Origin of the sequence: Aeromonas molluscorum (assembly GCF_051376105.1) — a bacterium.
Lineage (GTDB): Bacteria > Pseudomonadota > Gammaproteobacteria > Enterobacterales > Aeromonadaceae > Aeromonas > Aeromonas molluscorum.
This window is the reverse complement of record NZ_JBPQCY010000001.1, coordinates 1,525,861-1,536,896: the sequence shown is the minus strand read 5'-3', so window position 1 is coordinate 1,536,896 and position 11,036 is coordinate 1,525,861. Positions and strand designations below refer to the sequence as shown.

The following is an 11,036-nucleotide window of genomic DNA, read 5'->3' as shown; positions in this document are numbered from 1 at the left end:
ACCCAGGTTGTGGGTCTTGCCATACCGGAGAAAAAGAAAAAACGCTTCATCCACCGGGATGAAGCGTTTTTATTTGAGGATCTCTGGTTACGGGCTCGATGGGGGGCGTTCCAGCAGATTGCAAAGCGCCTGGGGCAGGGCCGGGAAGCTGAAATGAAAGCCTGCGTCCTGCAGCCGTTTCGGCAGGACTCTTTGCCCGGTGAGCAGCAGGTCGGCGGCCTCGCCCATCATGAGCTGCAGCGCCCAGGCGGGAATGCGCATCAGGTGGGGGCGCTTCAACGACTTGGCCAGTTGCTGGCTAAACTCCCGGTTGCTGACCGGGGTGGGTGCCGTGCCGTTATAGATGCCTTGGCAATCGTCATGCTCGAGCAGAAACAGCCAGGCGCGCACCAGATCCTGAATGTGGATCCAGGAGACCACCTGCCGCCCTTCACCCATGGGGCCGCCGAGCCCGACCCTGTAGGGCGGCAGCATCTTGGGCAGGGCGCCGCCATCTAGCCCCAGCACCAGGCCAATGCGCAAGATGCAGACCCGGGTCTGTTCACTGCTGGCCGCCAGGGCCAGGGATTCCCACCGGTTGCAGAGCTGATGGGTGAACTCGAGACTGGGGTGATCGCACCCCTCATCCAGTGGCTTGTCATCCTGGCGGCCGTACCAGCCGATGGCAGATGCGCTAAGCAATGCCTTGGGGGGGGTGGTGGAGAGCTTGATGAGATCGACCAGCTGTTCGGTCAGCAGCCAGCGGCTATCGCACAGTTGTTGCTTGCGAACCGGGTTCCAGCGCCCCTGAGCGATGGGCTCCCCCGCGAGGTTGATCACCACATCGATGTCGTTGAGATGGTCGAGTCGGTCCAGGGAGTCAATCAGCTGCACATCGTGGCCGAGCAGGTGATACGCATGGCTACCCTGGCGGCTCAATACGACCACCTGATGCTGTACTTTAAGGTGGGCGACTAACTTGCGGCCGATAAAACCTGTCCCCCCTGTGATCAGTATCTTCATCTCGTCTTCCCCTCTCTTTCTGGCTCTACTCTAGTGAGTCGGCAGGCGATGAACAAGCCATGAGCGTGAGACAGGGTACTCCCGGTGGCACCATCTGTATCTGTTGTTTTCTTTCAAATGATCCAGAAACTATCCACAAAAGCTGTGGAAAAGTCTGTAGATTAGCGGTGTGTCTAGCGTTAGTTAGTTGATCTTAAAAGAGTATTTCATTCTGATCTCGGCTGGGGTGCAATTGCTCAATCCCCTGGCGCGAATGTGAGTGTTCGCTCAGGCGCTGTGCCAATATCGGCGAAGGTTTCAGGTCGCAGGACGAGATCTGCCAGGATCCGCTTTTGATCTGTGGGATCAACATAATCCCCGCCAGCCACAAAAAAACCCGCCGAGAGGCGGGTTTTTCACAAGGTTGCACGGCGGGGCTATTACTCGGCCTCGGCCTGGGCTGCCTGAATACCGGTCAGGGCGATGGTATAGACGATGTCGTCAACCAGGGCGCCACGGGACAGGTCGTTGACCGGCTTGCGCATGCCTTGCAGCATGGGGCCGATGGAGACCAGTTCAGCGGAGCGCTGTACCGCCTTGTAGGTGGTGTTGCCGGTGTTCAAGTCAGGGAACACGAACACGGTGGCTTTACCTGCTACCGGTGAGTTCGGTGCCTTGGACTTGGCCACGTTCTCCATGATGGCCGCATCATATTGCAGCGGACCGTCGATGATGAGGTCGGGGCGTTTGGCCTTGGCCAGTTGAGTCGCTTCACGCACTTTCTCTACATCGGCGCCGGCGCCGGAGGTACCGGTGGAGTAGGAGATCATGGCGACGCGCGGCTCGATGCCGAAGGCGGCAGCGGAGTCGGCGGACTGGATGGCGATCTCGGCCAGCTGTTCGGCGCTTGGATCCGGGTTGATGGCGCAGTCACCGTATACCAGCACTTGATCAGGCAGCAGCATGAAGAAGATGGAGGAGATGAGCGACGAACCTGGGGCAGTCTTGATGATCTGCATCGGCGGACGAATGGTGTTGGCGGTGGTGTGCACGGCGCCGGAGACCAGACCGTCCACTTCGCCACGCTCCAGCATCATGGTGCCCAGCACCACGTTGTCTTCGAGCTGCTCGCGGGCGACCACTTCGGTCATGCCCTTGTTCTTGCGCAGCTCGACCAGACGCGGCACATAACGCTCGCGCACTTCCAGCGGATCGATGATCTCGACGCGATCGGTCAGCACCACGCCCTGCTGTTCGGCGACACGGCGGATCTCTTCCCGGTTGCCCAGCAGTACCGGGCGGGCGATGCCACGCTCGGCACAGATAGCGGCAGCCTTGATGGTGCGCGGCTCTTCGCCTTCTGGCAGCACGACACGCTTGTTGGCCTGACGGGCCAATTCGGTCAGCTGATAACGGAATGCCGGCGGGCTCAGACGACGGGAGCGGGTGGATTTGGCAGAGAGGGACTCTATCCAGTGCTTGTCGATGTGGCCAGCCACATAGTCCTGCACCAGCTCGATCCGCTCGCGGTCATCTTCCGGAATATCGACGTTGAAGTTCTGCAGGCTGACCGCGGTCTGCCAGGTGTTGGTGCCGGTGATCATGATCGGCAAGCCGGTGGCCATGGCCTGTTGGCACAGGGCCATCACTTGCGGCTCCGGGTGATAGTTGCCGGTCAGCAGCAGGGCACCGAGCTTGACGCCATTCATGGCGGCCAGACAGGCGGAGACGATGACGTCGGAGCGATCGCCGGAGGCGACCAGCAGGCTACCCGGACGGAAGTGCTCAACCATGTTGTGGATGGAGCGGGCACAGAAGGTCACGGTCTGCAGGCGGCGGCTGTCGAGCTCACCCTTGTGCAGGATCTTGGCGGCCAGGTGCTTGGAGAGATCCTTGGCGCGGGGGGCGATCAGCTGGGTGTTCCAGGGGATGCAGCCGAGGATGCGCAGCGGGCTCTTGCCGAACACCTGCAGCACTTCCAGGTTGTGGGCGGTGTCGGAGGTGTGGTGATGCGCCTCGAACATCTCGGTGAGATCGGGGCGGGTCACGCCGTGTTCGTCAACCGGTGCGCCAACTTTGTTGATCACGCAGCCCACGATACGGGGGTTGTTGACACCACCGAAGTTGGAGCAGGCCAGCTCGATACGCTCTTTGAGCTTCTGGCTGGAATCGTGACCCGGGTGGGTGACGAACACCATGTCGGCGTCCAGCGCCTTGGCCACGTCATAGTTCAGCTTGTTGGCGAAGGGTTGCTTGTCGGTGGGCACCATGCCCTCGACCACCACCACTTCGGCGCCACTGGCCTTTACGTGCCCTTCGAAGCGCGCAACAATCTCTTCCAGCAGGATGTCAGTGTTGCTGGTGGTGATCATGTTCTCGGCGTAGGAGAGGTCGAACGGCTCGGGCGGGTTGATGTTGGCAGCTGCGCGGATCACGGCGGTGGAGCGCTCGGCTCCTATCTCGCCCGGACGCGGCTGGGCAACCGGTTTGAAGAAGCTGACATTGACACCGTGACGTTCCATGGCGCGAACGACGCCAAGACTCACGGAGGTTACGCCGACACCAGTGCCGACCGGGATGAGCATAATAGTGCGTGCCACTTATTACCCCTTGTTCATTTTTTGGGATCAGGAAAAGGCCGCCCTGAGGCGGCCTTGCTCTACAGCTAAATTATGCGCCGACCAGTTCCAGCGCGTCGTGGGCGATGACCCACTCTTCGTTGGTCGGGATAACCAGGGCCTTGGTGGAACCAGCCTTGGTGATCTCGCCACCCTTGCCGAAGCGGGCAGCCAGGTTGGCTTCGCTGTCGACATCAAAGCCCAGCAGGCCCAGTTTGTTCAGGGTGATTTCACGGATCGGGGCGGAGTTCTCGCCGATGCCACCGGTGAAGACCACGGCATCCAGACGACCGTCCATGGCGGCGGCATAAGCGCCGATGTACTTGGCCAGGCGGTAGCAGTAAACGTCCATGGCGCGCTTGGCTTCTTCCTTGCTGTCGTAGTTGTCTTCAACGAAACGGCAGTCGGAGGTGACTTCGGTCAGACCCAGCAGGCCGGATTCCTTGGTCAGCATGGTGTTGATATCCGCTACGCTCATGCCCAGTTTGTCGTGCAGGAAGAAGATGATGGCCGGGTCCAGATCACCGGAACGGGTTCCCATCACCAGGCCTTCCAGCGGGGTCAGCCCCATGGAGGTATCGACAGACTGGCCATTCTTGATGGCGCAGACGGAGCCGCCGTTGCCCAGGTGGCAGTTGATGATGTTCAGCTCGGACACCGGCTTGTTCAGCTGCTTGGCGGCTTCCAGGCTGATGTAGTAGTGGCTGGTGCCGTGGGCGCCGTAGCGACGGATGCCGTTCTCTTTGTAGAGTTTGTACGGCAGGGCGTACAGGAAGGCTTCTTCCGGCATGGTCTGGTGGAAGGCGGTATCGAATACGGCCACGTTCTTCTCGGCCAGCTCAGGGAACACCTTCAGCGCGGCACGGATGCCGATCAGGTGAGCCGGGTTGTGCAGCGGCGCGTAAGGAATGGCGGCTTCGATACCGGCGATCACGTCTTTGCAGATGCGCACGGAGGAGGTGAATTGCTCACCGCCATGTACCACACGGTGACCGATGGCGATCAGATTCTGGGACAGTTCCGGATTGAGCGGCAGGATCTTGTTGACGATGTAGTCCAGCGCTTCCTGGTGAGCGGCACCGGCGCCCAGATCGGCACTGCCCTTCTCACCGTTGAGTTTCCACTTGATGCGGGCATCGTCGAGACCGAAGCATTCGGCCAGGCCGGACAGCAGGTCGTCGCCTGTGGTGGCATCGATCACGGCAAACTTCAGGGAAGAGCTACCACAGTTAAGTACAAGAACCAGCTTACTCATGAATAAATCCTATCGCAGATTGGGTTGTGTAGGAGGACTGCACGGACGCAAGGGCGTCCAACATCTTCAACTTATCCTTATGAGGGTTGGCAATCTGTTGCTTGCCCCTTGTATAGTGATACAAGACCCGAAATCCTGACGCCTTCCGATGGGGTCCCGAAGGGGCCACCGGCGGTAAAAATAGGCGGACAAAGGATAACCTCATTGTTGAAAAATAACAAAGTCATCCTAAACCTTTGCTATGTTCCATCAAATTTTTACGCGGTTTTGCCGTTAATACGTTCAAAATTAGCTCGGAGGTAATATGAGCACGAATTCTTTTGGAACTAAGTTACAGCAAGGCCGACATTATATGACGATTTGGCCGCGCCGTCCCGAGCTCAATCCGTTGTTTCCTGAAAACCGGGTGATCCGCGCCACCGAGTTTGCCCTCAAGGTGATCCCGGCCTTGGCGGTGCTCAGCATCATGCTGCAGTTCCAGTTTGGCCAGGATTACTATTGGCCCTCGGTGATCACCAGCGTGCTCTTCCTGCTCAGCCTGCCGCTGCAAGGCTATTACTGGCTCGGCCAGCGTGCCGCCACCCGCCTGCCACCGTCTCTGGCCAGTTGGTACCGGGAGATCAACGGCAAGATGAATGAACAGGGTGGCCGCCGTCAGCTGGTGGCCCAGCCTCGCTATGAAGAGCTGGCCGATACCCTGAACGCGGCCTTCAAGCAGTTGGACAAATCCTTCCTCTATGAATGAGGCCAACTCGATTCATCAAGGCGCCTTGGGGCGCCTTTTTTATTGGCCTGGTTTTGCATCCGCAGCGCCTTCAGGCTGCCAGTATGTTGCGGATCTCCTGAATGGAGAGCTTGTACTGGCGGGGGCACTGACGCCAGAGGGCCAGCATCCGCTGGTATTTCTCGCGCATGGCGATGTCGCTTGAGAGCTCATCGCAGGGGCAGTCCAGTTCGGGGAAGCGCTTGTCCACCTCGAGCAGGAAACAGACATAGTCTGCCAGGGCTGCCTCCTGGCTGCGGCTGTAGCCATTGAAGCGCAGGCGGCTGGCCGCTATCTCCCCCTGATTGGCCGGGTCCAGATTCCCCCAGGAAATGGCCAATGCGTGGTGCAGTTCCAAGGTATCGAGCACTTCCTGGCAGGTGGCAAGGTCCAGGTGTCCAAAATCCTTCTCCAGCGCCAGGATCTGCAGACAGTAGCCCTTTTCGATGATGGTACTGGCCCGCTGATACTGGGCGGCTTGCTCGGGGCTGAGCTTGGCCAGGATCTCATACTGGTTGCTGAGGATGAGGCGTTCGGTGTGGCTCATGTTCATGGGGCTTTCTCGCTGCAAAAATGAAACTGGCACCAAGTTAACCCAGATATCAGATGAATTTTTTGATCTCGAAGGGGAGTTGTCGTCAAAAACCCAGGCAGGGAGGCTGGTGAGTTGAGTTGAGTTGAGTTGAGTTGAGTTGAGCCGACGTGGCGTATCAATAAAAAGTGCGACAGTACTGCAAGTCACAAGGCAAACAATAAAGAGGGCCCGGGGGCCCTCTTTATTGTGTTATCCGTCTCACCCTAGCCATGGTGCCCGGGTTGCCCCTGTGCTGGGGGGTTAGCCCTTGACGTAGTCCAGTACCACCTGGTGGTGGTTGCTGGTCTTGAACTTGTCGAAGCGGTGGACAATCTTGCCCTCTTCGTCGATGAGGAAGCTCAGGCGATGGATGCCGTCATACTCCTTGCCCATGAATTTCTTCGGACCCCAGACCCCGAAGGCATCCGCCACCGCATGGTCTTCGTCGCTGAGCAGGCGGAAGTTGAGGTTGTCGCGCTCCTCGAACTTCTTGAGACGCTTGCTGGCATCCGGGCTGATAGCGAGCACCACCACATTGAGGGCGGCCAGCTCGGCATTGACGTCGCGCAGGCCGCAGGCCTGAGTGGTACAGCCTGGGGTCATCGCCTTGGGATAGAAGTAGACCAGCACCTTCTTGCCGCGCAGATCGCTCAGGCGAACTGGTTGGCCATCCTGATCTTGCAGGGTGAAATCGGGTGCCATGGCACCGGCTGACAAGGGGGTGATGGGTTCAATGGCGGACATCTTGGCTCCTTGGTGAAGCGGGCAATCGGGGGGATCCCACCTCAAGCATGCTTGCGGTGGATGATAAATTCGAACGACTCGGCGCCCAGGTTCTGACAGAAGGTCGCGAAGGCGGCCTCGGAATCGGTGACCTCGCCCGTGCGGGTCAGGTTGAGTTGAAAGGCGGCCTTGAAACGGTTGTAAGGCTGCTGCTCCCGGGTTTCGGTCTGCATGGCCTGGATGTCCCAGCCATGATCAATGAAGAACTGGGTGCACTGACTGACGATGCCCGGCTCGTCACGGATCAGGATCTCGGCACTGGCATTGGTGTCGTATTGCAGGGAGTGGTGGCGCTCGGTGCGCTTCATCATGGTGATGAGATCCCACTCCTGACTGCGCAGGGGCAGGCTTATTTCGAGCTGCATCAGGCTGTTCCAGTCACCGGACAGCAGCATGATGAAGGTGAATTCGTTGCCGAAGATGCCAAGGCGGCTGTCGACAATGTTGCAGCCACAGCCACTCACGTGGCGAGTCACTTCGTTTACTATGCCAGGCCTGTCCGTGCCGATGGCCGTTACGACCAGGTAATGCGTCATAAGTCCTCTCTCGTCCATTCATTATTCTGGCGCAAGAAGGCTCGGGTGAGCCGTGGTCCACGCAGGGGAACACCATTGCGGACATAGCGCCGTTTTGTGGCGGATGGTAACACGGCTTGCCACCTGCCTCCCTTGTTTTTCAAAGGGGTCAGCTTTACCATTACGCCCCTGAAAATCGGGAGAAATATCCATGTTACGCGGTAGTCTTGTCGCTCTTGTCACCCCTATGCTGGCTTCAGGTGAAGTCGATTGGGCCAGTCTGGCCCGTCTTGTCGAGTACCACGTGGCTGCCGGGACCTCGGCCATCGTCTCGGTCGGCACCACGGGGGAGTCGGTTACCCTGAGTGAGCAGGAGCATATCGCCGTTGTGGAAAGGACCGTGGCCCTGGCTGGCGGACGCGTGCCTGTCATCGCCGGTTGTGGTTCCAACAGCACGGCTCACGCTATCGCGCTCTCTCAACGTCTCGCGCAAACTGGCGTGGTGGCGGGTCTCTCCGTCACCCCTTATTACAATAAACCGACCCAGGAAGGTCTCTATCGTCACTATTGTGCGATCGCCGAGGCTAGTGGTCTGCCTCAAATTCTTTATAATGTGCCGGGACGTACTTGTTGCGATCTCAAACCCGAGACAGTTGCTCGGCTGGCCAAGGTGCCGGGGATCATAGGCTTGAAAGAGGCAACCGGCGATCTGACGCGTACGCCACTGCTGCGCGAGCTGTGTGGATCCGATTTCCTTCTCTACAGTGGCGATGATGCGACTGGATGTGATTTTATGCTGCAAGGGGGCGATGGGGTGATCTCCGTCACCACCAATATTGCAGCGGCCCAGATGGCCGACATGTGTCGTGCTGCCCTGACTGGTGATGCCGGTCTGGCCCACGACATCAACAATCGATTGATGCCGTTGCATCGGACTCTGTTCTGCGAGCCGAGTCCTATCCCCGTCAAGTGGGCCTGTGCCCGATTGGGATTGATAGCGACGGCGACCCTGCGTCTGCCGCTGACCGACCTCACCCCCGAGGGAGAACAGGTGATGACGCAGGCTCTGACGACTGCGGAGTTGATGGCGAGTGTTTAAAACAAACGGAAAGGGAAGTGCAGTGCGTCTGGTGATGAGTGTGGTGACCCTGGCCGTACTGGCCGGTTGCAGCTCACCGGCAGAACGCAAGATGGCCAACCGTGGTTTTGAGTATGAGGAAGCCCGCCTGGAAGGCCGCGCTTTCCTGATACCTGCCGGGTTGCAGACCCCCGCCTTTAACAGCGATTTCAATATTCCCGCCCTGCCCGAGAGCAGCCGCGAGGGCGCCATTGGCGCCAATGTGGACGTGCGTCCCCCCGCCCAGTTGTTGACTGTGGTACCGGGTAGCCAGGTGGTGGCCAATGCGACTGACCCCACTGTCTCTTTCTATGCCCTGAGCACCAGCCAGGACATTCAGAATGATGCCTGGACCTTCCTGATGAACTTCCTGGCCAAGCACAAAGTCACGACCGAGAAGCTGGATCGTCAGGCCGGTGTGTTGGAGACCGGCTGGTTCGATAACACCTTGGCGCTCGATGGCTGGGGTGAAGAAGATGACGATTACCAGATCCGCCAGCGCTACCAGTTCGTCCTGAAAAATGATGTCCAGCGCCATGCGGTCAACATGTCGGTGAAGGTCATCGATCATGAAGAGACCCTCGACGGCGAGACCAGTACCAGCCTGACGCCAACCGAGGCCAAGCGCTACGCGACCCGGGCCCTGAACCAGTTCTCCCTCTATTACGATAAAGAGCTCAAGGCGCGCGAGCAGCACAAATCCAGCGATGGCATGACGTTGCAGCTCGGTCTGGACAATAACGATTTGAGTGCCTGGATTGCCGATGGATCCTTCGATCAGGTGTGGCGTCGCCTCAACCAGATCCTGCCTGGCTACGGTTTCATCATCAAGGATACCCAGCAGTCCCTGGGCTGGATCGACGTCGAGTATGACGATCCGGGCAGCGACTTCTGGAAAGCCAAGGGGAGTGAACCCTTCAAGCTGGAGGAGGATAAATACCGCTTCCAGCTCGGTGAGATGGCGGGGGGCAAGACCTCCATCACGCTGTTCGACAAGGACAAGAAGCCTGTGTCGTCCGGGGCCATTTCCCAGATGTATATCAGCCTGTCCGAGGCATTCGCCAAGGCCCAGGCCGATAAAGCAGCAACAGCAGAATAGAAACAGGGGCCTAGTGCCCCTGTTTTGTTATGCAATACCCCTTGAAAATAAGGGGGATAGCACGCTTGTTTGATTGCAGTAACCCCACAAACAGGGGCTTGGTGCTCTTGTTTTATTAGTCCCACAACAGGAAGTGTTAAAAGCCATGAGTCTTGCAGATCAAGTATTGGCGGTGAATGACGATTTGCCGATCCGTACCGATAAACCTGTCCATTCCGGCAAAGTGCGCAGCGTCTACTGGTTAACCCCGGCAGACAGTGCCCGGCTCATCAGAGAGAAAGGCTATGATGTGCCGGCCGATGCGCCCCTTGCCATCATGGTGATCAGTGACCGTATCTCTGCCTTCGATTGCATCTGGCAGGGGGTGGACGGGCTGAACGGTGTGCCCGGCAAGGGGGCGGCGCTCAACGCCATCTCCAGCCATTGGTTCAAGCTGTTCAAGGAGAAGGGACTGGCCGACAGCCACATCCTGGATATTCCCCATCCGTTCGTATGGATAGTGCAAAAAGCCCGTCCCGTGATGATTGAGGCCATTGCCCGCCAGTACATCACCGGCTCCATGTGGCGTGCCTACAAGAATGGCGAGCGTGAATTCTGCGGTATCACACTGCCAGAAGGTCTGCAAAAGGATCAGAAGCTGCCCGAGACCCTGATCACTCCTTCCACCAAGGGTGTGCTGACCGGTCTGGAAGGGGTGCCCGAGGCCGATGACGTCAATGTCTCCCGTGCCGACATCGAGCGCCACTATCAGGGCTTCAACTTCAGCAGCCTGGATGACATCGATCGCTACGAAGTGCTGCTCAAGGAAGGTTTCAATGTCATCAGCGATGCCCTGGCCGCGCTGGATCAGATCTTCGTCGACACCAAGTTCGAGTTTGGCTACGTCCATGATGCTGCCGGCCGCGAGAAGCTCATCTATATGGATGAAGTGGGTACCCCGGACAGCTCCCGTATCTGGGACGGCCCGGCCCTGCGCGAAGGCGAGATCATCGAGAAATCCAAAGAGGGTTTCCGTCAGTGGCTGCTCAATCATTTCCCGGATCCGGATATACTGCTCAACAAGCACCGCATGCCGGAACGTTTTGCCTTGGCTCGGGACAACAAGTTGCCCACCGAGGTGATGATGGATATCTCCAACACCTATGTAGGCATCGCCGAGAAGATCATCGGCCACAAGCTGGTGCGCTCCGCTCATCCGAAGCAGGAAATCATCGAGGTGCTGCGTGAGCAGTACGGCCTGATCGATTAAGATCCTCCGCTTTTTTATCGCCGCAAAACAAACGTTTGCTGGCGATGAAAGCAGTCAGCTGATAAATGAACGGGCCCCCTTT

10 protein-coding genes are annotated in these 11,036 nt (G+C 58.4%); 4 read left to right on the top strand and 6 right to left on the bottom strand.

Translation table 11 applies throughout. The annotated features are described in order from the left end of the window. Positions 1-87 precede the first annotated feature (87 nt). The 3 genes from ACSMDR_RS07455 to ACSMDR_RS07445 form a co-directional block, all read right to left on the bottom strand. On the bottom strand, positions 88-1,002 hold the full coding sequence (locus tag ACSMDR_RS07455) for a TIGR01777 family oxidoreductase (RefSeq protein WP_436467800.1): 915 nt from the start codon (positions 1,000-1,002) through the stop codon (positions 88-90). A 419-nt stretch (positions 1,003-1,421) separates the two neighbouring features. Continuing rightward, positions 1,422-3,581, bottom strand: a complete 2,160-nt coding sequence (gene pta / locus ACSMDR_RS07450) for a phosphate acetyltransferase (protein ID WP_005892468.1) — start codon at positions 3,579-3,581, stop codon at positions 1,422-1,424. A gap of 70 nt (positions 3,582-3,651) precedes the next feature. Further along, the gene (locus ACSMDR_RS07445; RefSeq protein WP_436467799.1) at positions 3,652-4,854 is read right to left on the bottom strand and encodes an acetate kinase; all 1,203 of its coding nucleotides are present in this window, start codon (positions 4,852-4,854) and stop codon (positions 3,652-3,654) included. A 304-nt stretch (positions 4,855-5,158) separates the two neighbouring features. Here ACSMDR_RS07445 and yfbV point away from each other — a divergent pair, with 304 nt between their 5' ends. Further along, positions 5,159-5,599 (top strand): terminus macrodomain insulation protein YfbV, encoded by a 441-nt coding sequence (yfbV, locus tag ACSMDR_RS07440; RefSeq protein ID WP_040318835.1) that lies wholly within the window; start codon positions 5,159-5,161, stop codon positions 5,597-5,599. A 70-nt stretch (positions 5,600-5,669) separates the two neighbouring features. Here yfbV and ACSMDR_RS07435 read toward each other — a convergent pair whose 3' ends face one another. The 3 genes from ACSMDR_RS07435 to ACSMDR_RS07425 all read right to left on the bottom strand — a co-directional run bounded on the left by ACSMDR_RS07435 (position 5,670) and on the right by ACSMDR_RS07425 (position 7,510). Continuing rightward, positions 5,670-6,170, bottom strand: coding sequence for a YfbU family protein (locus tag ACSMDR_RS07435; RefSeq protein WP_436467798.1), 501 nt, complete (start codon positions 6,168-6,170; stop codon positions 5,670-5,672). Positions 6,171-6,452: 282 nt separating this feature from the next. Beyond that, a complete protein-coding gene (bcp, locus tag ACSMDR_RS07430) occupies positions 6,453-6,917 on the bottom strand; it encodes a thioredoxin-dependent thiol peroxidase (protein ID WP_436468220.1) in 465 nt (154 codons plus the stop codon). 59 nt (positions 6,918-6,976) lie between these two features. Next, positions 6,977-7,510 carry a glycine cleavage system transcriptional repressor gene (locus ACSMDR_RS07425; protein ID WP_224432138.1) on the bottom strand — a complete coding sequence of 178 codons (534 nt, stop codon included), beginning with the start codon at positions 7,508-7,510 and terminating at the stop codon, positions 6,977-6,979. Positions 7,511-7,700: 190 nt separating this feature from the next. On the opposite strand from ACSMDR_RS07425, the gene dapA reads away from it, so the two are divergent. The 3 genes from dapA (at position 7,701) to ACSMDR_RS07410 (ending at position 10,954) form a co-directional block, all read left to right on the top strand. Then, a complete protein-coding gene (gene dapA / locus ACSMDR_RS07420; protein ID WP_436467797.1) occupies positions 7,701-8,588 on the top strand; it encodes a 4-hydroxy-tetrahydrodipicolinate synthase in 888 nt (295 codons plus the stop codon). Then, a complete protein-coding gene (bamC, locus tag ACSMDR_RS07415) occupies positions 8,581-9,705 on the top strand; it encodes an NlpB/DapX family lipoprotein (protein WP_436467796.1) in 1,125 nt (374 codons plus the stop codon). Before dapA ends, bamC begins: the two co-directional genes overlap by 8 nt. Positions 9,706-9,850: 145 nt before the next feature. Next, positions 9,851-10,954, top strand: coding sequence for a phosphoribosylaminoimidazolesuccinocarboxamide synthase (locus tag ACSMDR_RS07410; RefSeq protein ID WP_005892483.1), 1,104 nt, complete (start codon positions 9,851-9,853; stop codon positions 10,952-10,954). Positions 10,955-11,036 lie beyond the last annotated feature (82 nt).